The sequence below is a fragment of the Kaistia dalseonensis genome, from assembly GCF_030814715.1.
Taxonomy (GTDB): Bacteria; Pseudomonadota; Alphaproteobacteria; order Rhizobiales; family Kaistiaceae; genus Kaistia; species Kaistia dalseonensis.
In genome coordinates this window covers 427,944-454,398 of the sequence record NZ_JAUSVO010000005.1, presented here as the reverse complement: position 1 = coordinate 454,398, position 26,455 = coordinate 427,944, and the positions used below count along the sequence as shown (strand labels likewise).

Sequence of the window (26,455 nt, the reverse complement as noted above, 5' to 3'; positions counted from 1 at the left end):
GCCCCGCGCTCGCCTCTCGCGCGCAGCGTGGGGCAACGCCTCTTGCCTGCCGTCCTCCAATAGGCTGTTATCAGCGGCACAGCATTGACCGGTCATTCAAGAGCCGGCATGCGGGGCGAAACAGCGCCAGGGGGATTGATGGATGCATTGCTGAGCCTCAGCCGAGGCATTGATCGGCTGACCGCATCGATTGGCCGAAGTGTATCCTGGCTGATCCTGGCGGCGATCCTCGTGAGCGCGATCAACGCGACCGTCAGGAAACTGTTCGACACCAGTTCGAATGCTTGGCTCGAATTGCAATGGTACCTGTTCGGCGGTGCCTATCTTTTGGCCGCCGCCTATACGCTCCAGCGCAACGAACACATCCGCATCGACATCGTCTCCAACCTGCTGCCGAAGCGGGTGCGCGACTATATCGATCTCTTCGGGCATTTCCTGATGCTGATGCCCTTCGTGATCCTCATGATCTACGAATCCATCCCCTTCGTCGCCCGCTCGGTGGCACAGGGCGAGCATTCGCCCAATGCCGGCGGGCTGCTGCTCTGGCCGGCCAAGGCCCTGATCCTGGCGGCGTTCGTGCTGCTCTTCATCCAGGGCATATCGGAGATCATCAAGAGGATCGCGATCATTCGCGGCCTGATCGAGGACCCGTTCGCGCATACCGGCCACGCTCCGCCGGTTCCTGTTCCAACTGAATAGGGAGCGCCCCGATGCTCGATTTCATTGCCGCGAACATCGCGCCGATCATGTTCGGCGCCCTCATCATCATGCTGCTGATCGGCTATCCGGTCGCCTTCGCGCTGGCAGCGACCGGTCTCGGTTTCGGCCTGGTCGGCATGGAACTCGGCCTGATCCAGACGACGTTCTTCCAGGCCCTGCCGGAGCGCATCTTCGACACGATGCGCAACGAGACGCTGCTCGCAATCCCCTTCTTCACCTTCATGGGGCTGATCCTCGAGCGAAGCGGCATGGCGGAAGACCTGCTCGAGACCGTCGGCCAACTCTTCGGCCCGATCCGGGGCGGCCTCGCTTATGCCGTGGTCTTCGTGGGCGCCCTTCTCGCCGCGACGACGGGCGTGGTGGCCGCATCCGTCATTGCCATGGGGCTGATCTCGCTGCCGATCATGCTGCGCTATGGCTATGACCGGCGGCTCGCCGCCGGCGTCATTGCCGCGTCGGGCACGCTGGCGCAGATCATTCCGCCGAGCCTCGTCCTGATCATCATGGCCGACCAGCTCGGCCGCTCCGTCGGCGACATGTATGCGGGCGCCCTGGTGCCCGGCCTGCTGCTCGCCGTGTTCTATGCCGGCTATATCTTCCTGGTGACGCGCCTTTCGGCCAAGGCCGCGCCCGGCCTGCCGCCGGAGGCCCAGACGCTTCGCGAAAAGCCCGCCGATACCGACCGGAAATTCTACTGGCCGCTGGCGCTGGCCCTCGCTCTGCTCACGACCTTCGCGATGGTTCGGCTCTGGGGTGCGCCTGGACTCACGGCCTCGCTCCTGCCGGAAGCGATCAATGCCGCCGCCTGGTCGGTCGGCGGCGTGATCATCCTGACCGCCTTCTTCCGCGGCATGGTCCGCGTGCTGACGGCCTCGCTCGTCATCCTGATCGCGATCGTCGCCGTGCTCTCGATCTTCTTCGATCATTGGCTGGTCGGGCGCGTCCAAACCGGGTCGGAGATGATCGTGGCGGCGTCGGCGGCCTTCGTGGTCGCCTATGTCGTGGCGCTCGCCAACAAGATGCTGGGCGTGCATTTCCTGTCGCGCTTGGCGCAGGAGGTCATCCTCGTCCTGATGCCGCCGCTGGCGCTGATCTTCCTGGTGCTCGGCACGATCTTCATCGGCCTCGCCACGCCGACGGAGGGCGGCGCGATGGGCGCGGTCGGCGCGCTGGTGCTGGCGGCGGCCAAGCGCCGCCTGAGCTTCGAAAGCGTGAAGCACGCGCTCGATTCAACCACCAAGCTCTCGGCCTTCGTGCTGTTCATCCTGATCGGCTCGCGCACCTTCACGCTGACGTTCTTCGGCGTGAACGGTCACAAATGGGTCGAGCACCTGCTGGTGAGCCTGCCGGGTGGTGAACTCGGCTTCCTCGTCGTCGTCAACCTGCTCGTCTTCTTCCTCGCCTTCTTCCTCGACTATTTCGAGCTTGCCTTCATCATCGTGCCGCTGCTGGCGCCGGTGGCCGACAAGCTCGGGATCGACCTGATCTGGTTCGGCGTGTTGCTCGCCATCAACATGCAGACGAGCTTCATGCATCCGCCTTTCGGCTTCTCGCTGTTCTACCTGCGCTCGGTGGCGGCCAAGGTGCCCTATCTCGACCGGATCACGGGACGCAGTATTGCGCCGGTCACGACGGGGCAGATCTATGCCGGCGCGATTCCGTTCGTGCTCATCCAGATCATCATGGTGGTGATCACGATCGCCTTCCCGGGGATCGTGACGCATTACAAGACGGAATACGTTGCGCCCGCATTGGACCAGAACGCGCCGCCGCCGGGGCTCGATCTGCCGGGTGCTGCGGGAGCGCCGGGGCTTGACCTGCCATCGCCCGGCGGTGCCCCAGGCCTCGACCTGCCGGCACCGGGCGGCGCCCCGGGTCTCGACCAGTCGCCGCCCGCCGCGCCGGGCTTCGATGCCGCGCCGCCGTCGCTCGATGGACCGGCCGCGCCCGCCGCGCCGACAACAGCGCCAACGCCGCCCGCTGCCGATCCCCTCGGCCCTCCGCCGGCCCTGCCATAGCGGACCGACACGAAAAGGCCGGGCGAAAGCCCGGCCTCGTCATTTGCGCTCGATGGGTTGCGGTCGGTCCTCGGCGGATCAGACCTTCTTCTGCTGTTGCAGATAGCTCATGAAGCGGTCGAAGGTGCCGTCGGCATATTGCTGCCAGAGATCGGCCTCGCCGCGATAGGCAACGAGCGAATCATAGACCTTCTTGAACTTCGGGTTTTTCGCCGAGGTCTCCTTGTAGACCTCCTCGGCTGCGTTGAAGCTCGCGGTCAGGATCTCGACCGAGAAGGGCAACACCTTCGCGCCCTGCGCATGCAGGCGGATCAGAGCCTTCGGGTTCTCGATATCGTATTTCGCCAGCATCCACGTATTCGCATAGGCGGCGGCGCTTTCGATCGCCGCCTTGTAGGCCGGGGGCAGGGCGTTGAACTTGTCGATGTTGACGAAGGCGTGGACGGTCGGGCCGCCCTCCCAGAAGCCGGGATAATAGTAGTAGGGCGCGACCTTCACGAAGCCGAGCTTCTCGTCGTCATAGGGGCCGACCCACTCGGCCGCGTCGATGGTGCCCTTTTCCAGCGCGGGATAGATGTCGCCGCCGGCGATCTGCTGCGGCACGACGCCGAGCTTGGTCATCACCGTGCCGGCGAAGCCGCCGATGCGCATCTTGAGACCCTTCAAGTCCGCGACGGTCTTGATCTCCTTGCGGAACCAGCCGCCCATCTGGGCGCCGGTGTTGCCGCAAGGGAAACCCTGGACATTATAGCCGGCGTAGAATTCGTCCATCAGCTGGTTGCCGCCGCCCATATAGAGCCAGGCATTCTGCTGGCGCGTATTGAGGCCGAAGGGGATCGAGGCGCCGATGGCGAAGGTCGGATCCTTGCCGACGTAATAATAGCTCACCGTGTGGCACATCTCGACGGTGTCGTTCGAGACGGCGTCCAGCGCCTGCAATCCGGGAACGATCTCGTTGGCGGCGAAGACCTGGATCTGGAACTTGCCGTCGGTCAGGTCCGAGACGCGCTTGGCGAAGAACTCCGCGCCGCCATAGATGGTGTCGAGCGATTTGGGAAAGCTCGATGTCAGCCGCCACTTGATTTCGGGCGCGCTCTGCGCGATCGCCGGCGCCGCGAGCGTGGCGGCTGCGACCGCCGTGCCTGCACCGACGCCGGCCGTCTTGATGAATCGGCGCCGATCCAACTTCTTCTGATCCATAGGTGTCTCCTCCCGTGAGCAGGCCGTTGCTTGACCTTCCTCCAATGGTAGAGCACGGCATCAGGCACGCCCTGTCAATCGGCTTTGATCGACGGGGCGCGGGAGATGGCGAAGCCAGGCTCAGGCCTGGAGCGGTCCGCTGCCGGCCCCGGTCGCGGTGATCGCCTTTTCGATCGTGGCGAAGTCGTCGGCGTCGAGCGCAAGGGTGGCGGCGCCGATCCAGCCATCGATCTGGGCAGGGCTGCGCGCGCCGACGATCGTGGCGGTGAGGCCCGGCCAGGCGAGCGCCCAGGCCAGAGCGACTTCGCCGATATTCGCCTCGTGCTTCTCGGCGATCGGGCGGAGCGCCTCGACGAGGGCAAGGTTCTTCTCGAGGGTTTCTCCGGTGAACTGGCTGTCCTTCTTGCGCCAGTCGCTGTCGGGCAGCCTGGCCGCCCGCTCGGCCGAGAAGGTGCCCGTGAGCAGGCCGGCCTGCATCGGGCTGTAGACGATGGTGCCGGTTTCATGCGCGTTGCACCAGGGCAGGATTTCGGCGGCGACGTCGCGGCGGATCATCGAGAAGGGCGGCTGCAGCGTCTCGACATGGCCGAGCTTCTCGCAGGTTGCGAGCGCGCCGGCATCGTGGTTCGAGAGGCCGACATGCAGGACCTTGCCCTCCTTCTTCAGATCCAGCAGCGCCTGCCAATAGGTCTCGAGCGGGAAGTCGCTGGCCGGCCAGTGCATCTGGTAGAGGTCGATGACTTCGACATCCAGCCGCTTCAGCGAGGCTTCGACCTCGCGCCTGATGCTGGCCGGGTCGCCGGAGCGACGGACGTCGTTCTTGTTGTTCGGGTCCCAGACGAGGCCGCATTTGGTGAAGACATAGGGCCGCTCGTCCTTGCCGATCCCTTTCAGCGCCTCGGCGACGATCTCCTCCGAATGGCCGCGGCCATAGATGGCGGCCGTATCGATCCAGTTGACGCCGCTGGCGACGGCGTGGCGGATGGCAGCGACGGAATCATTGTCGTCCTGCGGCCCCCATGAATCGCCGCCGATCGCCCAGGCGCCGAAGCCGACGGGCGTGATCTCGAGGCCGGTCTTGCCGAGCGGACGGGTGGGGAGGTGTGTCTTGGGCATGGGAATCTCCTGATGGGCGGCGGGATCATCGGAAAGGCGGATTGATCTTTCCAATAGAAATTTGAGCTGATATTCAGCTTGAAGAACGATCAATGGCCCGAACGGCTCATCGTTCCGGCCTTTCTTGCGGATGGCGCCCATGGATCTGCGGCAAATCGAGCATTTCGTCGCTGTCGCGGAAGACCAGCATTTCACGCGCGCGGCGCGGCGCCTCAACATCGTGCAATCCGGCCTTTCAGCCTCGATTCGTGCGCTCGAAACCCAGCTCGGCGCGCCGCTCTTCGTTCGCAGCACGCGCCGTGTCGACCTGACGGCGGCCGGCACCGTGTTTCTGGCCCATGCCAAGCGCATGCTCGCCGCCGCGCGCGACGGGCGCGATGCCGTCGCCGATGTCCAGGGGCTGGTGCGTGGGCGCCTTGCCATCGGCCTGGTGCAATCGCCGGCGCCGTTCCTCGACCTGCCCGACCTGCTCGCCACCTTTCATTCAGCCCATCCCTCGATCGAGATCCATCTCTGCCAGGCGGGTTCGGCGCACATGATCGAGAAATTGCGTGATGGGCGGGTCGATATCGCCTTCGTGCCGCTGTTCGGCGAGGCGCCGGAGGGCATGGCGACCGAGATCTTTGCCTGCGAGCCGCTGGTTCTGGTCTGCGCCCCGGATCATGCCCTGGCCGGCAGCGAGAATGTCGCGCTCGCGGCGCTGGCCTCGGAGACCTTCGTCGATTTCCAGCCCGACTGGTCCACCCGCCGGCTGGTCGACGCCGCCTTCCTTTCGGCGCGATCCGCACGGCGCGTCGCCTTCGAGGTCAACGACCTCGCCACGCTGCTCGATCTCGTCGCGCGCGGGCTCGGCGTCGCGCTGATGCCGCGGGCGATCGCGTCGGCCCGCGCCGGTGAGGCCTCGGGACCGGCGCTCGCGATCGTCGAGCTCGCGGGCCCCGAAATCTGCTGGGAGCTGGCGCTGCTCCATGTCGCCGATCCGCGTCCGGGCGCGGCCGTGCCGGTCAATGCGGCGGCGCGCGCCTTTCTCGGCCTGTTCAATGCCGCGCTCTCGCGCCGGCATCGGGGCGAACTCGAAACGGCGGCGTGACGCGGGCCATTCTTGCCACTTGCCGGCGTCGAGCCGTCTCGCCATTTGTTGGGCCTGGGTGTAGGACACTTCGATCAACAGCCGATCGCACATCATGACCAAGACTAGACCTTTCTCTCCGCTTGTTGCCGTTACTGCCGACGTCAAGGATCTCGACGGCTATCGCTGGCACGCGGCCTCCGAGACCTATCTGAATGCGGTCACGGTCGGCCTTGGCGGTATTCCGGTCGTGGTGCCGTCGCTGGGCGATGCGCTCGATATCGAGCGGCTGCTGGATCGGGTCGATGGCGTGCTGCTGACGGGCAGTCGCTCGAATGTTCACCCGGAACTCTACGGGGCCGAGGCCGATCGACGGTCGGAGCCCTATGATACCGCGCGCGACGCGACGAGCCTGCCCCTGATCCGCGCCGCGCTGGCGCGCGGCATACCGTTGCTCGCGATCTGCCGTGGATTCCAGGAGCTGAATGTCGCGCTGGGCGGGACGCTGATCTCGGAAGTCCAGGAATTGCCCGGGCGGCACGATCACCGTGCGCCCGTCTCCGACATTCAGACCGAGCGCTTCGCGATCCGGCAGGATGTCGCGATCGTCACCGGCGGCTGCCTCGGTCGCATCGTCGATGCCGATGCCATCAAGGTCAACTCGCTGCATCGCCAGGCGGTCGGCACGCTCGCCGAGGGTCTGACGGTCGAGGCTGTGGCGCCCGATGGCACGATCGAGGCGGTCAGCGTCACCGACGCGCCGGGCTTTGCCGTCGGCGTGCAATGGCATCCCGAATATTGGGTGGCGACCGATGCCCCGTCGGCGCGCCTCTTCCGCGCCTTTGGCGAGGCCATGCGGGCGCGTGCCGCCAGTCATGCTGGGCTTGCGGCCGCCGCCGAATGATCAGGTGGTGGCGAGCGCGCCGCCGAGCATGATTAATCCAAATACCAGTATGCCGGCCGCCGCGGCGATTTCCACGCCGCGGATGGCGCGCGCCTGACCAAGCGATTCGCTGCTGGAAAAGCGCAGCGCCACGTCCTTGGCTTTCACGGCAAGGGTCGCGAGCGCGGAGACGGTGAGGCCCGTGCCGAGCGACATGAACAGCACGGAGAGAATGCCGGCCCAATAGAGCTTCTGCGAAATCGCGAAGACGAGAACGATGATCGCCCCGGAGCAGGGACGGATGCCGACGGCGAGAATAGCCGACCAGGCGCCGCCGATCGTCAACGGGCGATCGAGCGCGGCGGGGTCCGGCGCATGCGAGTGGCCGCAATCGCAGACGAAGCCGGCGCTGCTTCCATGGTCATGCACGGCGCAGTCATGGTCGTGATGGTCATGTCCGGCATGATCGTGCGTGCCTTCGGCATGCGCGTGGCTGTGACCGCGGCCGGTGGCCTTCAGCCAGAGGATCCAGGCGCCGCAGATCGCGATCATGGTGTAGCTGGCGATTTCCAGCGCATCCGTCGCGCGCGTCATGGTGACGGCGGTGACGTTCAGCACCAGGGTGCCGATCGAGACCACGACGATCGCCGAGATCGCCTGCACGAAGGCCGAGGCAAACGAGATCACCACGCCGCGTTTCAGCTTGTCGCCGGAGACGAGCAGATAGGACGAGATCACCGCCTTGCCGTGGCCGGGGCCGACGGCGTGGAACACGCCATAGGCGAAGGAAAGTGCGACGAGGAAGATGGCGGCATGGCCGCTTTCCGTCAGATGCGTCAGTGCGCTGGTGAGCGCGCGATAGAACGACGCCTGCTGGGCATTGATCCAGAGAAAGAAGCCCTTGAACGGACCGGCCCATGCCACCGATCCGGAGCCATCCGGCGTGGCGATGCCGAAGGGCGTCGAAACGGCGAGCGCGATCCCCGGCCAGGCCAGCAGGGTCGCAAGGGCCGCAAGCAGCCGGCGCAGCCGCTTCACGAGCATTTGACCGAAATCAGGCTCGCCAGGCTCGATGCGGCGTCGGCGAGGTTTTCCGGCAGATCGTGCTGGTCGGCGGGAATGGCCGCGAGCATGGCCATGGTCTTCTCATCGAGCTCATGCGGCGGGCGATAGCCAGCCTTGCAGTTCGGCGGTGCGCCGTTCAGCGTGATGGCATGGTCCTTCACGAAATCGAAGGCGACGAAATATTCCGGATCGAAGACTTCGAGCGTCGTCTGCTTGCCCGGCGCGATCGGCTTGCGGATCGGCAATGTGTAGAAGAGCGTCAGCCGGCTTTCGTGGAAGTCGAGCCAGTATTCGGTCGGGAAATCGACCGGAACATGATGGCCATCGACCTTCAGCAGCGTGAAATAGGCGTAATCCTTCAGGGAATCGACATTGACCTTGGCGAGCGGCTGCAACTCCGCATCGGAAAGCTTGCCGTCGCCATTCGCGTCGAGGCCCTGCACCGCAAAGGCGGTGAACGCCTCGTCGAATTGCCAGATATGGCGGATGGCGGTCATGCGGCCCTGCGGGTCGAACACGATCTCCTCGCGGGCATCCACGAACACATGCGGATGGGCGAAAGCGGCCGCCGGGCCGAGCGTGCAAAGGGCAAGGGCGATCAGCAGGCGAAGCATATCGTTCGGTCTTTTTGCCGAGGAAACTGCCACGAAATGGCCAGATAACTGCGGCCGGATCATGTCGATCGCGGCCGCGACCAGCTCAGCACATGCCCGATGGGGGCCTGTGCTCCTCGAACCATTTCACCAGGAAATCGATGAAGGCGCGGACCTTGCCCGAAAGGTGTCGGCGATGCGGATAGACCGCATAGATCCCGACGGCCGGCGGCTCGAACGCCTCAAGGACCGGCACGAGCCGGCCCGATGCGATATCGTCGCGCACGACGAGGAAGGGCACGATCATGAAGCCGAGTCCCGCCAGGGCCGCCTGCCGGCCGGCATTGGGGCTGTTCACTTCAACCCGGCCCTTGACCGGCACCGAGATACGTTCGCCATCGAGCATGAACGGCCAATTGCCCCGATAGGCGACATTGGTGTCGATGATGCAGGGCTTGCCGGCCATGTCGTGCGGCTCGGCAGGCATGCCATAGCGTTCGATCACGTCGGGCGTGGCGCAGATCATGATGCGGAAGGATTCGAGCCGGCGCGCGATCAGGCTCGAATCGTTCATCGCCGAAATGCGGATCGCGACGTCGAAGCCTTCGTCGACGACATCGACGAAACGGTCCTCGAGATGAAGATCGATGGTGATGCCGGGCTCGCTGACGACGAAATCCATGATGGCGCGGCCGAGCTCGCCATCGCCGAAGGTGCGCGGCGCACTGATCTTCAGCCGTCCGCGGGCAGCGGCATGCGCGTCGCCGACGGAGCTCTGCAAATCCTCGATCCGCTGCAGGATTTCCGTCGCATCACGGGCATAGGACGATCCCACCTCCGTCAGCGACAATGTCCGCGTGGTGCGATTGAGGAGGCGCGCGCCGAGTTCATCCTCGAGTTCGCGCACATATTTCGAGATGAGCGCCTTGGAGCGCCCCATCTTGCGGGCAGCGGCGGAGAAACCTCCGGCCTCGACAACCTCGACGAAGGTGCGCATGCGGGTCAGCGTGTCCATGCGACGTCGATCCTAGCCGGCCATGATGCGGCGCGCGAGTTCGATCAAGGCACGGTCGCGACCGGCGGGCGCAACCAGCGAGACGCCGAGCGGACAGCCTTCATGCTCGGCGAGCGGCAATGAAATCTGCGGCAGGCCGGCGAGGCCGGCGGTGCAGAGCATGGAGAGGGCGCGGTTGCGGTAGGATTCGAGCGTATCGCCGTCGAGGCCGATCAGCGGCGCGATGCCCGGCGTCGTCGGAATGGCGAGCACGGTGTCGTCGCCGAGAAGCTCGGTCAGCCGGTCGCGCACATGCTGCCGTCGCAAATCGGCCGCGTCATAATCCTCGCGCGTGACACGGCTCGCCCATTCGAAGCGCTCGCGAATGCCGGGTCCGAAGACGGGCTGGTATTGTTGGATCCAGGCGCCGTGCGCCTGCCACGCCTCATAGGCCTGCAGCGTGCGGAAGATCATCCGCCATGCAGTCAGGCCGTCTTCCGAGACGATGACGGCGCCTGCAGGCTCCAGATGGGCCGCGATGCGCGGCGAAGCGGAGCGAACCGCCGCCTCTTCGAGATCGCCGAGGAGGAGCGCGTGAATGTCGTCGCCGACGATGAAGCGCCTGAGCGGCGGGCCCGCTTTGTCGTCGCCGAGCAGCACGTCGCCGACGCGGGCGAAGGTGTCCGCATCGCGTGCGAACCAGCCGACCGTATCGAAGCTCTCGGCGAGCGGCACGACGCGGGAAATGTCGATCCGCCCGAAGGTCGGGCGGAGGCCGATCAGCCCGTTATAGGAAGCCGGCGCGCGGACCGATCCGCCGGTGTCGCTGCCGAGGGCGAAATCGACCAGGCCGGCCGAGGTCGCTGCCGCCGAACCGGAGGACGAGCCGCCGGGAATGCGGCCGGCCGCGCGGATATTGACCGGCGTGCCGTAATGGAAGTTCTCGCCATTCATGGAATAGGCGAGTTCGTCCGTATGGGTCTTGCCCACGAAACGGGCGCCCGCGTCGAGAATGCGCTGAACGGCCGGAGCGCTCACCGTCTTGATGTCGCTCTGGCTGCGCTTCAACGGATGGCCAGCGCCGGTGGGATAGCCGGCGACGTCATAGAGGTCCTTGACCGCGAATGTGAGGCCGGCAAGCGGGCCTTCGGCGGCCGACGGAACCTCGACGGGCGGATAGTCGAGAAAGGCGTTGACCGGATCATGGGGCAGAAGCATGGGCGGCTTTCGGTTTCCTTGCGGAACGAATTCGCATCACGGCAGGCGAAGCGCGATGCAGGCGACATGAAGCCCTGTCATAGCGCTATTTTTAGGCCTGTGCCAAAAATCGATGCGAATGCGCTTGTCACGCCGAAATGGCGGCGCCATCAGAACGCGGATCGGACGCGCCGTAGATGCGTCCGTCCTTGCGCCGCACCAGCGCGCCGGCATGGCCCATGACATCGGCATAGCCCTCGCTGATCACCTCGACATCGTGGCCGGCACGCGCCAGCGCCGCGACGAGGTCGGGATCGAAGCGGTTCTCGAGCCGCAGATTGGTGTGCTCCGAGCCCCAGGTCTTGCCGAGCAGCCAGCGCGGCGCGTCGATCGCGTCGCCCAGCTCCATGCCGAAGCGGGCATAGCGGGTGAAGACGGCGCCCTGCGTCTGTGGCTGGCCTTCGCCACCCATCGTGCCATAGCTCATGATGCGGCCGTCATCGAAGCGGGCCATCGCCGGGTTCAGCGTGTGGAACGGCTTGCGGCCGGGCTCGAGCGGGTTCAGCGCCTTGCGATCGAGCGAGAAGCTCGAGCCGCGATTCTGCCAGGTGATGCCCGTGCGCGGCAGCACCACGCCGGAGCCGAACTCCCAGAATATCGACTGGATATAGGAGACGGCGAGGCCGTTGGCGTCGATCGCGCCGAGCCAGACCGTATCACCCTTCGGCGCCGGCTGCGGCCAGGGCAGGGCGCGCTTCATGTCGACGAAGCTCGCCTCGCGATCGAGCGCGCGCGGCGTCAGATGGACGGAGAGGTCGCCCGCGAAAGTCGGATCGGTCACGTGCTGGTCGCGGATCATGAAGGCGCGCTTGGTCGCCTCCACCAGGCCGTGCACATGCTCGAAGGTCTCGCCGCGCTTCACGCCGAGGCGGTCGAACACGCCGAGAATGATCAGCGAGGCGAGGCCCTGCGTCGGCGGCTGCGCGTTATAGACGGTCGCGTCGTCGAGGCGCACGGAGAGCGGCGTGCGCATCCGTGCCTCATGACGCTTCAGGTCCTCATGCGTCACGGGGCTGCCAACCCGGTCGAGGTCGGCGGCGATCTCGTTCGCGATATCGCCGCGATAGAAATCGAGGAACCCTTCGCGAGCGAGATGATCGAGCGTATCGGCGAGGCGCTCCTGGCGCAGGATCGCGCCGAGTTCGGGAGCCTGGTCGTCAACGAGGAAGACGTCCTTGAAGCCGGGCGCGGCCGACAGCGCCGCCAGATGCTGCCTGGTCAGGCCGGCCTGCGAGCGCGTGACGGCGCTGCCGTTTCGCGCGAAGGCGATGGAATTCGAGAGCAATGTCGGCCGGTCGAGCCGCCCACCGAGGCTCTGCGACAGCTCATAGGCCATGTTCCAGCCGGAAACGGCGCCGGCGACGGTCAACGCCGCATCCGGTCCGCGCGTCGGGATGCGCTCATATTCCTTTTCGCGATAGGCCTTGATCGTCGCCTTGGCGCCGGCGCCGCCGCAGGCCTCGATATAGCGCGGCTCCTTGCCGGGCTCGCGCACGAGCCAGAAGCCGTCGCCGCCGATCGAGTTCATATGCGGATAGACGACGGCGATGGTGGCGGCCGTCGCGATCATCGCCTCGAGCGCATTGCCGCCCTGGCGCAGGATTTCAGCGCCTGCCTCCGCGGCCGCCTTGTGCGGCGCCACGACCATACCCCTGTCGCCGACGATCGTTTCGCTCACCCGGATGCTCCCTCAATGACCGTCCTCTGCATAGGAGAAATAGGCCGCCGTCGGAAGGACGAATCACCGCTGCGGCGTGCGCGCCAGCCTAGGCGTTTCGCTATGAAAACGCCTCGAAATCCCGAGTTTTGGCTGCACGAGGATCATGGAAATCGAGCTTTGCCTTAATGCGAGGCGCCGTCCGCGCTTTTTTGGGCAGAAGGCGCAAAAACCGCTTGAATGTGAAGGGCCATGCGCATACGTACCTCCTCGCCCAATTATCGCACGTGCCTGTGGTTGCGTGCCGACCGGTGGGGCTTCGGACAAGAGGCCGAAGCGACGCCCAGGTGGACCCCGAAAGGGCCACGAGGAGATCGGGAGTGATCCCGAATAGGTCGGCAGCCGGAAAGCGAAACCGGTGAACTCCGTCTCCGCGGAGGACGCGACTTGAAGCAACGACGTAGCGGGCTTTTTTGGTCTCACCCGGCTCTCCAAAGGTCGGGGTCACTGAAGAGGCACTACATCCTTGCCGGGCGTGCGGATCGGGTCTCCCGTTCCAAGCGACGGCAGCGCTCACGGAAAATCACATGATTTTCCTGCGTGACTGCCACCCGCGAAAACAGCCGGTTCGCCGGCAAAACGGTTCGTTCTCAACGTTCCGATCGCGTCCATAGCGGTCGAAGCGACGATTTCGTACCGGTTCGCCCTCGCTTTGCAACGCTTTAGGCCTTCATTGGCCTCGGGGAGACCCACCATGACCGCACGCATCATCGACTTCCTCAACACCCGACGTCCCGACGGCCCGTGCCTTGTGGTCGATCTCGATGTGGTCAGAGAGAATTACCTCACCTTCGCGCATGCCCTGCCCGATACGCGCATCTTCTATGCCGTGAAGGCCAATCCGGCGCCGGAAGTGCTGGCTCTGCTCGCCTCGCTCGGCTCGAACTTCGACTGCGCATCGGTCGCCGAGATCGACATGGCGCTGGCCGCCGGCGCTACGCCCGACCGCATCTCCTATGGCAACACGATCAAGAAGGAGCGCGATATCGCCGCTGCCTTTGCCCGTGGCATCGACCTCTATTCGGTTGATTGCGAAGCCGAGGTCGAGAAGGTCGCGCGCGCTGCCCCCGGCGTCCGCGTGTTCTGCCGCATCCTCTGCGACGGCGCCGGCGCGGAATGGCCGCTGTCGCGCAAGTTCGGCTGCGAGCCCGAAATGGCGATCGGCGTGCTGGAGCATGCGCAGGCGCTCGGCCTGCGCGCCTATGGCATTTCGTTCCATGTCGGTTCGCAGCAGGGCAACACCGAAGCCTGGGACGGCGCTCTGGCTTCGGCCGCCGGCATCTTCCACACGCTGGCGGAGCGCGGCATCCAGCTCGGCATGGTCAATCTGGGCGGTGGTTTCCCGACGAAGTATCTGAAGGACATCCCGGGCGTGGAGAACTATGCCTCCTCGATCGACGCTGCCCTGAAGCGCCATTTCGGCAACCGTATCCCGGAGACGATCATCGAGCCGGGCCGCGGCATGGTTGGCAATGCCGGCATCATCAAGTCGGAAGTCGTGCTCATCTCGAAGAAGAGCGCGGATGACGAAGTGCGCTGGGTCTATCTCGACATCGGCAAGTTCGGCGGTCTCGCCGAGACGATGGACGAGTCGATCCGCTATCCGATCCGCACGTCGCATGATGGTGACGCGAAGACGCCGTGCATCCTCGCAGGCCCGACCTGCGACTCCGCCGACGTGCTCTACGAGAAGGCTCCCTACGAGCTTCCCGTGACGCTTTCGATCGGCGACGAGGTGCTGATCGAGGGCACGGGCGCCTACACGACGACCTATTCGGCCGTCGCTTTCAACGGCTTCCAGCCGCTCGCCTCCTACATCATCTGAGGCCAGCCATGATCGCAATCGGTGCGGAGGCGCCGGCGGAAGCCGGCGCCCGCGAGATGCTGCTCGACCGGACCATGGGTCCGGATCGGTTCCTGAAATGTTCGGAGCGTCTGCGCGAAGGCCGCCTGCCCGCCAACGGGCTGGCGCTCGTCGCGCGCGACGGCGACGAGATCATCGGCACGGTCCGCCTCTGGAACGTCTCGGCCGGCGGCCGCGACGCGCTGATGCTCGGCCCGCTGGCGGTCTCGCCAGAGCGGCAGAGTGAGGGCATTGGCGGCAAGCTGATGCGCGCGGCGCTGAACCGCGCCATCATGTTCGGCCATGGCGCGGTGATCCTTGTCGGCGACGCGCCCTATTATGCGCGTTTCGGCTTTTCGACCGAGGCGACCGCGCGGCTGCAAATGCCGGGACCCGTCGATCGCAACCGCTTCCTTGCGGTCGAACTGGTCGCGGGCGCGCTCGACGGCGCAGCCGGCATGGTCGTGCCGACGGGCGAGTGGGCGGTTCCGCCGATGCTCGTTCCCGACTATGCGCTGGTCGCTGCGCCGATGCGCCAGGCCGCCTGAATCGGACGCAGGGCTGGACCATACGGTCGGCAGTCACTACCTATAGCGTTGTCTGACATGCGAGGACGGGACAGGGTGCTGTTCCGTCCTTCGCTTTTTATCCGTCACAATAGAAGGTTATCCTAGCCGATCTGTTTGTGTGCGCATTCAAGGAGTATCGTTTTATGACGAACTGGCCCGTCTATGGTCGTATCGATGGACCCGTTGTGATCATCGGATTTGGTTCGATCGGTCGGGGAATACTCCCCCTGCTCAGGCGACACTTCGCGCTCGACCGCTCGCAGATCATCGTTGTTGAGCCGAGCGACGAAAATGCGGGCCTGCTCGCGACCTTCGGGGCGCAACACATCAAGGTCGCGCTGACGCGCGAGAATTATCGCAATGTGCTGACGCCGCTCCTGACCGGCGGTGCGGGGCAGGCCTTCTGCGTCAACCTCTCGGTCGACACCTCCTCGCTCGACATCATGAAGCTGACCCGCGAACTGGGCAGCCTCTATATCGACACGGTCATCGAGCCCTGGCCGGGCTTCTACTACGACCACAAGGCCGATCCGGCCTCGCGTTCCAACTATGCGCTGCGCGAGGAGCTTCTGGCCGAGAAGCGCGCCAATCCCGGCGGCCCGACCGCGATCTCCTGCTGCGGCGCCAATCCGGGCATGGTGTCCTGGTTCGTCAAGCATGCGCTGGTCGACGTCGCGCGCGATCTCGGCATGGAATTCGACGAGCCGAAGACGCGCCGCGAATGGGCGAGCCTGATGCGTGCGACGGGCGTCAAGGGCATCCACATCGCCGAGCGCGACACGCAGCGTTCGCGCAATCCCAAGCCGCTCGATACGTTTGTGAACACCTGGTCCGTCGACGGCTTCGTCTCGGAAGGGCTGCAGCCGGCCGAACTCGGCTGGGGCACGCATGAGAAGTGGATCCCCGACCACGCCCGCGCCCACGATACGGGCAGCGGCGCGGCGATCTTCCTGCTCGGACCGGGGGCGGATACGCGCGTGCGGAGCTGGTGCCCGACGCCGGGACCGCAGCTCGGCTATCTCGTCACGCATAATGAGGCAATCTCGATCGCCGACCATTTCACGGTGCGCGAGGGCGGCGAGGTCGTCTACCGGCCGACCTGCCACTATGCCTATCATCCCTCCAACGATGCCGTGCTCTCGCTGCACGAGATGTTCGGCCGTGCCGGCCAGCGCCAGACCAAGGCGCATATTCTGAGCGAGGAAGAGATCATCGCCGGCCGCGACGAGCTCGGCGTCCTGCTCTATGGCCACGCCAAGAACGCCTATTGGTATGGCTCGCGCCTGACGATCGACGAGGCGCGGCAGAATGCGCCGTACCAGAACGCGACCGGCATGCAGGTCACCTCGGCTGTCATGGCCGGCATGGTCTGGGCGCTGGAACACCGCATGTCCGGCATCGTCGAGGCCGACGAGATGGACTATCATTTCTGCCTGCGCATCCAGCGGCCCTATCTCGGCACCGTCGAGGGCATCTATACCGACTGGACGCCGCTGACCGATCGACCGGGCTTCTTCCCGGAGGATATCGACGCCAGCGACCCCTGGCAGTTCCGTAACGTGCTGGTCCATTCCTGAGGGCAGGGCGTCGGTTCAAACGATTCTGGAAGGCCGTGGCGGCGTCGCAAGGCGCCGCCATATTCTTGTCGGACTCATTAATGCTGCGATGCACCATGGCCTATGCTGTTAATGCTGCGTTGCGTTAGGCGCATTGCTGGCATACGCATTTTCGCAGTGCTCATCTCTCGGGACCGTCCGTATATTCAGGTCAACAAGAACGGCGCAGACGAAAGAGCGCGACGTTCAAACGAAATTCGAAGATCTGAAGGAAGACGAAAATGGCCAACAATCTGTTCGCGACGTATAAGAACTGGCTCAAGTACCGTGAGACGTGCAACGAACTGAACCGTCTCAGCAACCGTGAGCTCAATGATCTCGGCATCAATCGCGGCGAGATCACCCAGCTGGCCAAGCGCGCCGCTGGTTACTAAGAATTCTGGAATTCGCAGGGTACGAACCTCCTCCCTCGTTCCCAGCGATCTGGCGAAAGGCAAACCTCCTCCCTTGCCTGACGCCGTCCTTGAAAGACCCGCCGACCTCCTCCCCGGCGGGTCTTTTTTTGTCTCGAATTCCCGCCGAAGCATCCGACCGAAAAGTGGAATCCGGTTTTCGGATCGATCCGATGCGAAAACGAAGAGATGGATCGCCTCTTTGCGTCCGGCAGGACGCATGGCGATCTAGAACGGCTCTTCCTCCGGGAACCAGCGTCGCCGAGGGCGCTCGCGCCGCCGACGTGGACGCAGCAGCCAGGCAAGCGGCGCAAGCACGAGATAGACGAGAAGAAAGCCGAGGCCAGCCATGACCAGGCCGGCAAGGTTGGTCGGCACCGCCGGCTCGTAGTGATCCAGGGTCGCGCGAAGCAGGGGCTGGTCCGGCGCCTCGATAAGCGCGCGCACGCGGCCAAGCGGCCCATTGCGCTCGAAATCGGCATATTGGGCGCTGAGCCGGCCGTAACGGTTGATCGCCGCCTCCACGCTCGCGCCGCGAAGCTGGATGAAGGTCTGGTCGGACGATTTCATCGCCGCGACGGCCTTCTGCCGGTCGAGCCCTGCATTCCCGGCGTCGCGATCGAAATCCCTGACGACACGGCCAAGTTCATCGACGGCCCCGCCGAGGCGCTGGCGATATTGCTGGGCGAATTCCGGCGCCTGCGACGCGGCAAAGCCGCAGAACAAGGCCGTCGCCATGGCCAATGACCGTCCGATCATCGCATCCGATTTCCGTTCCTGCGCGAAGCCTCGACATGAGGGCTCATCGCAATCTGGAACTATTTTGATCTACATCATTTCAGAGCATAAAGGCGTGGGGGCCGGGGGAGATGAGTCGGCGCCCCTTGCGGAGGGACATGATGCCGAAAATCAGCCAATGGTTCATCAAGAGCGCCATCATCTATCTGATCATCGGGATGTGCGGCGGCATCTTGATGGGCATGAAGCAGGATTTCACGCTTGCGCCGGCGCATGCGCATTTGAACCTGATCGGCTGGGTCACGCTGGCGCTGATGGGGCTCTACTATAACGTTCACCCGCTCAAGGCCGCCGGCAGCCTGGCGCGGATCCAGTTCTGGGTGTCGACCGTCGGCGTCTGGATCATGATCCCCGGTCTCGCCCTGACGCTGATGCAGATCGCGCCCGGCGAACTCCTGACGATCCTCGGATCGATCGTGACGCTCGCCGGCGTCGTCCTGTTCGCGATCAACGTCTTCCGGGACTGAACGGCGCGCTGCGTCTGACCGGCGCGCCTGTCGCCGGCATCAGCCGCGAAGATCGACGATACCCGCTTCGCCATCCTCGGTTCCGAAGGCGAGGCGGATTCCAGTCTTGTCCCAGGCCAGCGCCGTGACGGGGCTTTCGCCCGCCTTGCGCAGCACGACCTCGTCGCCATCGCCGAAGCGGGCGGCGAGTACCATGCCGTCCTTGTAGCCGATCGCCACGACCTCCTCGGTCGGATGGCAGGCGACGACGGTGACCACCGTCTTGTCGCGCGCGCCGAGTTGCAGCGGCTGCTTGCCCATCGGGCCGTCCTTGAAATGGAACGGCCAGAGCACCGCCATTTCCGCGCCGGAGGTGGCAAGGAAGCGCCCCTTGACCGACCAGGAGATGGACTTGACCTTGCCGGGATAGCCCGACATCCGCATGTGGCCGCCGCCATCGGCGACGCGCCAGCCATGCAGCGCGTTTTCCTGCATCGCCGTGACGACATGCCGGCCATCGGGCGAGAAGGTCACGCCGATATGCGAGCCCTTCCATTCGAGCGATTGTGGCTTGGCGTCGGTGCCGATCCACCAGAGCGACACGCCATTATAACGGGCCACTGCCAGGCGAAGGCCCTTCGGCGCGAAGGCGAGGCCGGCGACGGTCCGCTCATGTTCGAGCGTCCGTTCCTTGCCGTTCGGGAAATGGACATAGGCCTCCCGCCCGCCGGCGAAGGCGATCACGCCATCGGGGCCGGTGGCGAGCTGGTCGATCCACTTCTTCGGCTTTTCGGCGATCGTGTCGATCTTGCCCGCCGGATCGATCGCGACGACACGGCCATCATCGCCGCTGGTGATCAGGCGGTCGCCATCCCAGGTGCGGGCGGCGGCGAGAAGGCCGCCGGAATGTGCCTGAAATTTTTCCGCCGACACGCCGTCCGCGAGCGCGACCATGCCGTCGCCCAACGCGAAGACCGGCGTCTTGCCGAGAAAATTCGCCGCGACGACATAGGCTCCGAGGGGGAAGGACTGGATGGTGGGCAAAGCAATCGTTCTTCTATGGGGTGGTCGAGAGGTGGTCTGCGAGCCGGCTTGCGGCCGGCTTCGGCGACAGGGGGAGAGGCCAAGGAGCCATCCGCTCATCATCGCCGGCTTGGCGCCGGCGATGAATTGTCCGTTGGGCGGGGCCGAAGCCCAGGCCTCAGGCCGCGATCAGGCAGGCCTCGAAGCTCTGTCTCAGCGCCTCTTCATTCAGCTTGCGGCCGATGAAGACGAGGCGGCTCTCGCGCTTCTCGTCGTCCTTCCAAGGGCGCTGATGCGTGCCCTCGACGATCATGTGCACGCCCTGCAGCACATAGCGGTCCGGGTCGCGATCCATCGAGAGGATGCCCTTCAGCCGCAATATGTTCGGACCCTCGACCTGCGTCACCTGCTGGATCCATGGGAAGAACTTGTTCGGATCGAGCGTGCCGCCGCGCAGCGAGACACTGAACACCGAATCGTCATGGCGCGGATGGTGGTGATGGTCGTGGTCATGATCATGGTGGTGATGATCGTGATCGTGGTCATGGTCGTGATCATGATGGTCATGATCGTGGTCGTGCTCGTCGGCCTCGAGGAACTCGGGGTCGAGCGTCAGGATGCGGTCGAGATCGAAGGCGCCGCGATCGAGCACCTTGGTCAGGTCGATGGCGCAGCGCTCGGTCCGGTGGATCGTCGCATGCGGATTGATCTCGCGAATGCGCTTCTCGACAGCGTCGAGCTGCTGGGCGCTGACCAGATCGGTCTTGTTCAGCACGACGACATCGGCAAACGCGATCTGCTCCTCGGCTTCCGGCGCATCGTCGAGCCGGGTCAGCAGGTTCTTGGCGTCGGCAACGGTCACGACCGCGTCGAGCTTCGACTTGGCGCGGACGTCGTCATCCATGAAGAAGGTCTGCGCGACCGGTGCCGGATTGGCGAGGCCCGTCGTCTCGACCAGGATGCCGTCAAAGCCGCCGGGGCGCTTCATCAGGCCTTCGACGACACGGATCAGGTCGCCGCGCACGGTGCAGCAGACGCAGCCATTATTCATCTCGTAGATCTCTTCGTCGCTTTCGACGATGAGGTCGTTGTCGATGCCGATCTCGCCGAACTCGTTGACGACGACGGCGTATTTCTTGCCGTGGTTTTCCGAGAGAATGCGGTTCAACAGCGTCGTCTTGCCGGCGCCGAGATAGCCGGTGAGCACGGTGACCGGGATCTGGGTTTCCGTCATGAATGAGTCTCCAGCGCGGATTTGAGCCCTACGCGAAAGGGGAAGGACGAGGCCAGTGATATAGGCGATGTCCGCCCGGATTGCATCAGGGATGCAACAATGTTCAGGCCACCCCCGGCTTGGCCTTCGACCGCGCGGCGCTATCCCTGTCCACCGCCCAGCACGCCACCTGCGTCTCGCCATGCCATGCGAGCTCCGGCCGCTCGACGCGGCAGCGATCGAAGGCGAGCGGGCAGCGCGGGTGGAAGGCGCAGCCTTGCGGCGGGTTGAAGGGGGAGGGGAGTTCGCCCTTCAGGCGGATGCGGTCGCGGTGACGGTCGGGATCGGCGACCGGGGTCGCCGAGAGAAGGGCCTGCGTATAGGGGTGCAGCGGCTCGGCGAAGAGCTTCTCGCGCGGTGCCTTCTCGACGATCCGGCCGAGATACATCACGACGATCTCGTCGGCCATGTGGCGCACGACCGAGAGGCCGTGGCTGATGAAGAGGTAGGAGAGGCCGAGGCTCTCCTGCAATTCGACCAGGAGATTGAGCACCTGCGCCTGGACCGAAACGTCGAGCGCGGAGACCGGCTCGTCGAGCACCAGGATCTTCGGCCGCAGCATCAGCGCGCGCGCGATCGCGATCCTCTGGCGCTGGCCGCCCGAGAACATGTGCGGATAGCGATCAATATGCTCGGGCCTGAGGCCGACGCGCTTCAGCATGTCGAGCACGGCCGCGCGGCGCTCGCTCGCGCTCATGGACTTGCGGTTGATCAGGAGCGGCTCGGCCAAAGCGTCGCCGATCTTCTGGCGCGGATTGAGCGAGCCATAAGGATTCTGGAAGACGATCTGGACTTCGGACCGCAGCTTCTTCAGCGCCGCATGGTCGGCGGAGGCGATGTCGGTATCACCGATCATCAGCCGGCCGGCGCTTGGCGGCTCGATCATGGTCACGAGACGGGCGAGCGTCGACTTGCCGCAGCCGGATTCGCCGACAACCGCGAGCGTCCGGCCCGCCTCGAGCACGAAACTGGCCTCGGCCAGCGCCCTGATCGTCGCGCTCGGACGGAAGGCGCCGCGGCTCACCTCGTAGAATCGTGCGAGATGGCTCGCCTCGAGGGCGACGGGAGCATTCATGCTGCGATCTCCCGGCCTTCGGGGTGGGGATGGCCGACCGGGCGACCATGCGTCAGCGGGTAATGACAGAGCGCTAAGCCGGCGATGGCGCCCTGGCGCGGCGGCGCCTTTTCGCGACAGCGTTCGGTCGCAAAGTGGCAGCGCGGCTCGAACAGGCAGGCCGGCGGCCGGTCGAACTGGCCGGGCACGACACCGGGGATCGAAGGCAGGCGACGACCCTTGGCGCGTTCCGGCAAGGCTGCAAGCAGCGCGGCCGTATAGGGATGATGCGGATCGGCGAAGAGCTCGCGCACCGGCTGTTCCTCGATCTTCTGCCCGGCATAATGGACGGAGACTCGCTCGGCCGTCTCGGCGACGACGCCCATGTCGTGCGTGATCAGGACGAGGCCGGTGCCGGTCTCTTTCTGCAGCGAGACGAGCAGTTCGAGGATCTGTGCCTGGATGGTGACATCGAGCGCGGTCGTCGGTTCATCGGCGATGATCAGCTTTGGCCGGCAGGCGAGCGCGATCGCGATCATGACGCGCTGGCTCATGCCGCCGGAGAGCTGGTGTGGGAAGGCGGTCAGGCGTCGCTCCGGATCAGGAATGCCGACCGAGGCGAGCAATTCGAGCGAGCGCTGCTTGCGCGCGGCCTTGTCGAGACCGAGATGGACCTTCAGGCTCTCACCGATCTGGTAGCCGACCGTGAAGCACGGGTTGAGGCTCGACATCGGCTCCTGGAAGATCATGGCGATGTCCTTGCCGATCAGCCGGCGCCGTTCGCGCGGCGTCAGGCTCAGGAGATCGCGGCCGTCGAATGCGAGCGTCTTGGCGGTAACCGTCGCCGTCCAGGGCAGCAGGCCCATGACGGCGAGCATGGCGACGGATTTGCCGGAGCCGGATTCGCCGACGATCGCCAGGATCTCGCTCTTGTCGACCGAGAGGGAAACACTGTCGACGGCGCGGAACTGCCCGCCGCCGGTCTTGAACTCCACCGTGAGGTCGGAAATCTCAAGCAGCGCCATTTCAGCTCCTCCGCATCTTGGGATCGAGTGCGTCGCGCAGGCCGTCGCCGACGAGGTTGATCGAGAGGACCGTGATCAGGATGGCGAGGCCGGGCTCGGTGACGATCCAGGATGCGCTCTGCAGGAATTCGCGCGCGGAGGCGAGCATCGCGCCCCATTCCGGCGAGGGCGGCTGCGCGCCGAGGCCGAGGAAGCCGAGCGCGGCGGCCTCCAGGATGGCGTTCGAGATGGTCAGGGCCGCCTGGACGATGATCGGCGCCATGCAGTTCGGCAGCACCGTGATGAACATGATGCGCAGCGTGCCGGCGCCGGCGACGCGCGCCGCCACCACATAGTCGCGCGTCTTTTCCGAAAGCGCGGAGGCTCGGACGAGACGGACATAGTTCGGCAGATAGACGACCGTGATCGCCACGATCGTGTTGGTCAGGCTCGGGCCGATGATCGCGACGATGACGATGGCGAGCAACAGGCTCGGCACCGAGAGGATCACGTCCATGGCGCGCATGATGACGATCGACGGCCAGCCAGGCGCGAAGGCGGCGACGAGGCCGAGCACGATGCCGGCGATCATCGAGGCGACGACGACGGACAAGCCGATGAAGAGCGAGAGCCGTGCGCCGAAGATCAGGCGCGAAAGCATGTCGCGGCCGATCTCGTCGGTGCCGAGCAGGAAGGCGCGGTTGCCGCCTTCGACCCAGGCGGGCGGGATGCGGGTGAACTCGCGGAACTGCTCGCTCGGGCCATAGGGCGCGATGAAGTTGGCGAAGATCGCAACCAGAACCAGCAGGCTCAGGATGATCAGACCGAGAAGTGCCGCCCGGTTTTCGGAGAAATCTCGAAAGAAGGCGGCGATCGGTCCGGGCGGGGTCTCGACGCGCGGCGCGGAGGCGGTCGTGTCAGCGGGCATGGCGGATCCTCGGGTTGAGCACGCCGTAGAGCAGGTCGACCAGGATGTTGATCACGATCACGATGCCGGAGATCAGCAGCACGCCGCCCTGGAGCACGGGATAGTCGCGGCGCTGGATCGATTCGATCAGCCAGGTGCCGATGCCGGGCCAGGAGAAGATGTATTCCGTCAGCACCGCGCCGGCCATCAGCGCGCCGACCTGCAGGCCGATGACCGTCACGACCGGGATCAGCGCATTGCGCAGCGCGTGGATGCCGACGACGCGAAATGGCGACAGGCCCTTGGCCCGGGCCGTGCGAACATAATCCTCGCCCAGCACTTCCAGCATGGCGGAGCGCGTCATGCGCGCGATGGTCGCGAGCGGGATGGTGCCCAGCACGATCGTCGGCAGGATCAGATGCGACACGGCCGAAAGGAAGGCGCCGTCCTGGTCGGAGAGGAGGCTGTCGATCAGCATGAAGCCGGTGACGGGCTCGAAATAATAGAGCAGGTCGATCCGGCCCGAGACGGGGGTCAGGTCGAGATTGACCGAGAAGAACAGGATCAGCAGCAGGCCCCACCAGAAGATCGGCATGGAAAAGCCGGTCAGCGCGACGCCCATCAGCGAATAGTCGAGGAAGGTCCCGCGCCGCGTCGCCGCGATCACGCCGGCTGGAATGCCGAGCACGACCGCGAACACCATCGCGCAGAAGGCGAGCTCCAGCGTCGCCGGAAAGAGCGTCGCGAATTCGCTCAGGACGGGCGCATGCGTCGAGATCGACGTACCGAAATCGCCATGGGCGAGTTGCCAGAGATAGTCGAGGAATTGCTTCCACACCGGCTGGTCGAGGCCAAGCTGATGGCGGAATTCGGCGAGGCGTTCGGGAGAAATGCCGCGCTCGCCGGTGCGCACCTCGATCGGATCGCCGGGAACCAGGCGGATCGCAACAAAGGTCAGGAACGCGATCGCCAAAAAGGTCGGGACGACCAGAAGCGTGCGTCGGATGATGAAACCGAGCATGGTATGTCCGTGGCGGCCGAGACGGTTCTTGCGCCTGCCGACGTCATCCCCGCGAAAGCGGGGATCCATCCTGCTCCGGACCGGAGCAGGATGGATCCCGGGTCTGCACTGTGCTTCGCCCGGGATGACGGAGGTGTGGTGCGTCCCCCGTCATCGGTCCATATGCCTGCGAGAGGCTATTTCAGGTCGACGTCGGTGAATTCGTGGCGGCCCAGCGGGCTGACCTTGTAGCCGACGACTTCCTTCCGTACGGGCTCGAACACGACCGAGTGGGCGATGTTGAACACCGGCACCTCGTCATGGGCGATGACCTGCATCTCCTCATAGAGCTTGGTGCGCTCGGCCTTGTCGGTGATGCGGCGCGCCTGCTTCAACTTGTCGTCGAAGTCCTTGTTGCACCATTTGGCGAGGTTCTGTCCGCCGGGGCGGGCCGCATCGCAACCGAGCAGGAAGAAGAAATTGTCCGGATCGCCATTATCGCCGGTCCAGCCGAGCTGGCCCATCTGGTGCTCGCCCGCCTGCAGGCGCTTGCGATATTCGCCCCATTCATAGGAAACGAGATTCGCCTTGATGTTGAGCTTGGCGAGGTCGGCCTGCATGATTTCCGCCACGCGCTTGGCGTTCGGATTGTACGGCCGCTGGACGGGCATCCACCAGAGATCGGTCTCGAAGCCGTTCTCGAGACCAGCCTCCTTCAGGAGCTCCTTGGCCTTCTCGACATCATGCGGATAGTCGACGATCTTGTCGTTGTAGCCCCAGATCGTCGGCGGGATGAGGTTCTTGGCGGGCTGGCCGGCGCCGAGATAGACGTCCTTGAGGATCGCGTCCTTGTCGATCGCATAGGTGACGGCGAGGCGCACGCGCTTATCGTCGAAGGGCTTCTTGGTGACGTTGAAGGCGAGGTAGCCGATATTGAGGCCCGCCTGCTGCATCAGGTCGACATTCGGATCCTTGCCGATCGCTTCGAGATCGGCCGGATTCGGATAGCCCATGATGTGGCATTCGCCCTTCTGGACCTTGGCCCAGCGCGCGGTCGGATCCTTGGTGATCGCGAAGACGAGATCGTCGATCTTCGGCTTGCCGGCCCAGTAATCCGGGAACGCCTTGTAACGGATCACGGCGTCCTTCTGGTACGCGACGAAGGAGAACGGGCCGGTGCCGACCGGAACCTGGTCGACCTGCTCGGGCGTTCCGGCCTTCAGCATCGCGTCGGCATATTCGGCCGAGAGGATGGTGGCGAAGTCCATGGCGAGATTGGCGAGGAACGGAGCCTCGGGACGAGCCAGCGTGAACTTGACCGTGTAGTCGTCGACCTTGTCGATCGACTTGATCAGGTCGGGCATGCCCATGTCGTTGAAGTAGTCATAAGCGCCGCCAGACACCTTGTGGTAGGGGTTGTCGTCCTTCCACTGGCGATTGAACGAGAACAGCACGTCGTCGGCGTTGAAGTCGCGGGTCGGGGCGAAGCCCTTGACCGAATGGAACTTCACGCCCTTGCGCAGGTGGAACGTGACTTCGAGGCCGTCGGCCGAGACGTCCCACTTTTCGGCGAGGCCGGGGACGACATTCGTCGTTCCGGGCTCGAACTGGACGAGCTGGTTGAAGGCCGGACGGGCCGCGTCGAGCGACGTGCCGGTCGTATTGATCTGCGGATTGAAGTTCTCCGGGCTGCCTTCGGCGCAATAGACCAGCGTCTTGGCCTCGGCGGCCGTCGCAAGGCCACTCACGAGCATGGTTGCCGCCAAAAGGCGGGTCAGCTTATGCATGTTCAAACTCCCCTGGCGAGCGCCAACGCGGCGCTCAACTGAATTCGCCACTGCAGCGGACCCCTTCTTATTGCGGGATCTCGATCTGGCGATAAGGCTTCAATCGAGCCG

24 protein-coding genes are annotated in these 26,455 nt (G+C 65.0%); 9 read left to right on the top strand and 15 right to left on the bottom strand.

What is annotated here, in order from left to right:
* Nucleotides 1-138: 138 nt before the first annotated feature.
* Nucleotides 139-699: a TRAP transporter small permease subunit gene (locus tag QO014_RS19270; RefSeq protein WP_266350362.1), complete on the top strand. Its 561-nt coding sequence runs from the start codon at nucleotides 139-141 to the stop codon at nucleotides 697-699.
* Nucleotides 700-710: 11 nt separating this feature from the next.
* Nucleotides 711-2,738: a TRAP transporter large permease gene (locus QO014_RS19265; RefSeq protein WP_266350361.1), complete on the top strand. Its 2,028-nt coding sequence runs from the start codon at nucleotides 711-713 to the stop codon at nucleotides 2,736-2,738.
* Between the two features lie 78 nt (nucleotides 2,739-2,816).
* Here the strand turns inward: QO014_RS19265 and QO014_RS19260 are convergent, their stop codons facing one another.
* Entirely contained in the window at nucleotides 2,817-3,923 is a 1,107-nt protein-coding gene (locus QO014_RS19260; RefSeq protein WP_266350417.1) for a TRAP transporter substrate-binding protein, read from the bottom strand.
* Between the two features lie 135 nt (nucleotides 3,924-4,058).
* Nucleotides 4,059-5,054, bottom strand: a complete 996-nt coding sequence (locus QO014_RS19255) for an aldo/keto reductase (protein WP_266350360.1) — start codon at nucleotides 5,052-5,054, stop codon at nucleotides 4,059-4,061.
* Nucleotides 5,055-5,193: 139 nt separating this feature from the next.
* On the opposite strand from QO014_RS19255, the gene QO014_RS19250 reads away from it, so the two are divergent.
* Together QO014_RS19250 and QO014_RS19245 are read left to right on the top strand one after the other, a co-directional pair.
* On the top strand, nucleotides 5,194-6,144 hold the full coding sequence (locus QO014_RS19250) for a LysR family transcriptional regulator (RefSeq protein ID WP_266350359.1): 951 nt from the start codon (nucleotides 5,194-5,196) through the stop codon (nucleotides 6,142-6,144).
* A 94-nt stretch (nucleotides 6,145-6,238) separates the two neighbouring features.
* On the top strand, nucleotides 6,239-7,027 hold the full coding sequence (locus QO014_RS19245) for a gamma-glutamyl-gamma-aminobutyrate hydrolase family protein (protein ID WP_266350358.1): 789 nt from the start codon (nucleotides 6,239-6,241) through the stop codon (nucleotides 7,025-7,027).
* Here the strand turns inward: QO014_RS19245 and QO014_RS19240 are convergent, their stop codons facing one another.
* The 5 genes from QO014_RS19240 to QO014_RS19220 all read right to left on the bottom strand — a co-directional run bounded on the left by QO014_RS19240 (nucleotide 7,028) and on the right by QO014_RS19220 (nucleotide 12,593).
* A complete protein-coding gene (locus QO014_RS19240) occupies nucleotides 7,028-8,050 on the bottom strand; it encodes a nickel/cobalt transporter (RefSeq protein ID WP_266350357.1) in 1,023 nt (340 codons plus the stop codon). It abuts the gene before it with no gap.
* Nucleotides 8,041-8,685, bottom strand: a complete 645-nt coding sequence (locus QO014_RS19235) for a DUF1007 family protein (protein WP_266350356.1) — start codon at nucleotides 8,683-8,685, stop codon at nucleotides 8,041-8,043. Before QO014_RS19235 ends, QO014_RS19240 begins: the two co-directional genes overlap by 10 nt.
* An 85-nt stretch (nucleotides 8,686-8,770) precedes the next feature.
* Nucleotides 8,771-9,679 (bottom strand): LysR family transcriptional regulator, encoded by a 909-nt coding sequence (locus tag QO014_RS19230; protein ID WP_266350355.1) that lies wholly within the window; start codon nucleotides 9,677-9,679, stop codon nucleotides 8,771-8,773.
* A gap of 12 nt (nucleotides 9,680-9,691) precedes the next feature.
* Nucleotides 9,692-10,876: an amidase gene (locus tag QO014_RS19225; RefSeq protein WP_266350354.1), complete on the bottom strand. Its 1,185-nt coding sequence runs from the start codon at nucleotides 10,874-10,876 to the stop codon at nucleotides 9,692-9,694.
* A gap of 127 nt (nucleotides 10,877-11,003) precedes the next feature.
* Entirely contained in the window at nucleotides 11,004-12,593 is a 1,590-nt protein-coding gene (locus QO014_RS19220) for a gamma-glutamyltransferase family protein (RefSeq protein WP_370877173.1), read from the bottom strand.
* A 733-nt stretch (nucleotides 12,594-13,326) separates the two neighbouring features.
* On the opposite strand from QO014_RS19220, the gene QO014_RS19215 reads away from it, so the two are divergent.
* From QO014_RS19215 to QO014_RS19200, 4 genes are all read left to right on the top strand, one after another.
* Nucleotides 13,327-14,457, top strand: coding sequence for a type III PLP-dependent enzyme (locus QO014_RS19215; protein ID WP_266350353.1), 1,131 nt, complete (start codon nucleotides 13,327-13,329; stop codon nucleotides 14,455-14,457).
* Nucleotides 14,458-14,465: 8 nt separating this feature from the next.
* Nucleotides 14,466-15,023, top strand: coding sequence for a GNAT family N-acetyltransferase (locus QO014_RS19210; protein WP_266350352.1), 558 nt, complete (start codon nucleotides 14,466-14,468; stop codon nucleotides 15,021-15,023).
* Nucleotides 15,024-15,187: 164 nt separating this feature from the next.
* A complete protein-coding gene (locus QO014_RS19205) occupies nucleotides 15,188-16,621 on the top strand; it encodes a homospermidine synthase (RefSeq protein ID WP_266350351.1) in 1,434 nt (477 codons plus the stop codon).
* Between the two features lie 260 nt (nucleotides 16,622-16,881).
* Nucleotides 16,882-17,034, top strand: coding sequence for a DUF1127 domain-containing protein (locus QO014_RS19200; RefSeq protein WP_266350350.1), 153 nt, complete (start codon nucleotides 16,882-16,884; stop codon nucleotides 17,032-17,034).
* 246 nt (nucleotides 17,035-17,280) lie between these two features.
* Here QO014_RS19200 and QO014_RS19195 read toward each other — a convergent pair whose 3' ends face one another.
* Nucleotides 17,281-17,811 carry a DUF2937 family protein gene (locus QO014_RS19195; RefSeq protein ID WP_266350349.1) on the bottom strand — a complete coding sequence of 177 codons (531 nt, stop codon included), beginning with the start codon at nucleotides 17,809-17,811 and terminating at the stop codon, nucleotides 17,281-17,283.
* 137 nt (nucleotides 17,812-17,948) lie between these two features.
* On the opposite strand from QO014_RS19195, the gene QO014_RS19190 reads away from it, so the two are divergent.
* Entirely contained in the window at nucleotides 17,949-18,317 is a 369-nt protein-coding gene (locus QO014_RS19190; protein ID WP_266350348.1) for a hypothetical protein, read from the top strand.
* A gap of 39 nt (nucleotides 18,318-18,356) precedes the next feature.
* On the opposite strand, the gene QO014_RS19185 is transcribed toward QO014_RS19190, so the two are convergent.
* The 7 genes from QO014_RS19185 to QO014_RS19155 form a co-directional block, all read right to left on the bottom strand.
* A complete protein-coding gene (locus tag QO014_RS19185) occupies nucleotides 18,357-19,340 on the bottom strand; it encodes a WD40 repeat domain-containing protein (RefSeq protein ID WP_266350347.1) in 984 nt (327 codons plus the stop codon).
* Between the two features lie 157 nt (nucleotides 19,341-19,497).
* On the bottom strand, nucleotides 19,498-20,553 hold the full coding sequence (locus QO014_RS19180; protein WP_266350346.1) for a CobW family GTP-binding protein: 1,056 nt from the start codon (nucleotides 20,551-20,553) through the stop codon (nucleotides 19,498-19,500).
* Between the two features lie 103 nt (nucleotides 20,554-20,656).
* On the bottom strand, nucleotides 20,657-21,667 hold the full coding sequence (locus tag QO014_RS19175) for a dipeptide ABC transporter ATP-binding protein (protein WP_266350345.1): 1,011 nt from the start codon (nucleotides 21,665-21,667) through the stop codon (nucleotides 20,657-20,659).
* A complete protein-coding gene (locus tag QO014_RS19170; RefSeq protein WP_266350344.1) occupies nucleotides 21,664-22,671 on the bottom strand; it encodes an ABC transporter ATP-binding protein in 1,008 nt (335 codons plus the stop codon). Before QO014_RS19170 ends, QO014_RS19175 begins: the two co-directional genes overlap by 4 nt.
* A 1-nt stretch (nucleotide 22,672) precedes the next feature.
* Nucleotides 22,673-23,578, bottom strand: a complete 906-nt coding sequence (locus QO014_RS19165) for an ABC transporter permease subunit (protein ID WP_266350343.1) — start codon at nucleotides 23,576-23,578, stop codon at nucleotides 22,673-22,675.
* On the bottom strand, nucleotides 23,568-24,578 hold the full coding sequence (locus QO014_RS19160; RefSeq protein WP_266350342.1) for an ABC transporter permease subunit: 1,011 nt from the start codon (nucleotides 24,576-24,578) through the stop codon (nucleotides 23,568-23,570). The genes QO014_RS19165 and QO014_RS19160 overlap by 11 nt, the downstream gene beginning before the upstream one ends.
* Before the next feature lie 176 nt (nucleotides 24,579-24,754).
* Complete coding sequence (locus tag QO014_RS19155) at nucleotides 24,755-26,344, bottom strand: ABC transporter substrate-binding protein (protein WP_266350341.1); 1,590 nt, start codon at nucleotides 26,342-26,344, stop codon at nucleotides 24,755-24,757.
* Nucleotides 26,345-26,455: the final 111 nt, after the last annotated feature.

Bases quoted from the DNA above. Each gene is read 5' to 3' on its own strand.
- QO014_RS19270 (WP_266350362.1), top strand. From the start codon at position 139: ATGGATGCATTGCTGAGCCTCAGCCGAGGCATTGATCGGCTGACCGCA.
- QO014_RS19265 (WP_266350361.1), top strand. From the start codon at position 711: ATGCTCGATTTCATTGCCGCGAACATCGCGCCGATCATGTTCGGCGCC.
- QO014_RS19255 (WP_266350360.1), bottom strand. From the start codon at position 5,054: ATGCCCAAGACACACCTCCCCACCCGTCCGCTCGGCAAGACCGGCCTC.
- QO014_RS19250 (WP_266350359.1), top strand. From the start codon at position 5,194: ATGGATCTGCGGCAAATCGAGCATTTCGTCGCTGTCGCGGAAGACCAG.
- QO014_RS19245 (WP_266350358.1), top strand. From the start codon at position 6,239: ATGACCAAGACTAGACCTTTCTCTCCGCTTGTTGCCGTTACTGCCGAC.
- QO014_RS19240 (WP_266350357.1), bottom strand. From the start codon at position 8,050: ATGCTCGTGAAGCGGCTGCGCCGGCTGCTTGCGGCCCTTGCGACCCTG.
- QO014_RS19235 (WP_266350356.1), bottom strand. From the start codon at position 8,685: ATGCTTCGCCTGCTGATCGCCCTTGCCCTTTGCACGCTCGGCCCGGCG.
- QO014_RS19230 (WP_266350355.1), bottom strand. From the start codon at position 9,679: ATGGACACGCTGACCCGCATGCGCACCTTCGTCGAGGTTGTCGAGGCC.
- QO014_RS19225 (WP_266350354.1), bottom strand. From the start codon at position 10,876: ATGCTTCTGCCCCATGATCCGGTCAACGCCTTTCTCGACTATCCGCCC.
- QO014_RS19215 (WP_266350353.1), top strand. From the start codon at position 13,327: ATGACCGCACGCATCATCGACTTCCTCAACACCCGACGTCCCGACGGC.
- QO014_RS19210 (WP_266350352.1), top strand. From the start codon at position 14,466: ATGATCGCAATCGGTGCGGAGGCGCCGGCGGAAGCCGGCGCCCGCGAG.
- QO014_RS19205 (WP_266350351.1), top strand. From the start codon at position 15,188: ATGACGAACTGGCCCGTCTATGGTCGTATCGATGGACCCGTTGTGATC.
- QO014_RS19200 (WP_266350350.1), top strand. From the start codon at position 16,882: ATGGCCAACAATCTGTTCGCGACGTATAAGAACTGGCTCAAGTACCGT.
- QO014_RS19195 (WP_266350349.1), bottom strand. From the start codon at position 17,811: ATGATCGGACGGTCATTGGCCATGGCGACGGCCTTGTTCTGCGGCTTT.
- QO014_RS19190 (WP_266350348.1), top strand. From the start codon at position 17,949: ATGATGCCGAAAATCAGCCAATGGTTCATCAAGAGCGCCATCATCTAT.
- QO014_RS19180 (WP_266350346.1), bottom strand. From the start codon at position 20,553: ATGACGGAAACCCAGATCCCGGTCACCGTGCTCACCGGCTATCTCGGC.
- QO014_RS19175 (WP_266350345.1), bottom strand. From the start codon at position 21,667: ATGAATGCTCCCGTCGCCCTCGAGGCGAGCCATCTCGCACGATTCTAC.
- QO014_RS19170 (WP_266350344.1), bottom strand. From the start codon at position 22,671: ATGGCGCTGCTTGAGATTTCCGACCTCACGGTGGAGTTCAAGACCGGC.
- QO014_RS19165 (WP_266350343.1), bottom strand. From the start codon at position 23,578: ATGCCCGCTGACACGACCGCCTCCGCGCCGCGCGTCGAGACCCCGCCC.
- QO014_RS19160 (WP_266350342.1), bottom strand. From the start codon at position 24,578: ATGCTCGGTTTCATCATCCGACGCACGCTTCTGGTCGTCCCGACCTTT.
- QO014_RS19155 (WP_266350341.1), bottom strand. From the start codon at position 26,344: ATGCATAAGCTGACCCGCCTTTTGGCGGCAACCATGCTCGTGAGTGGC.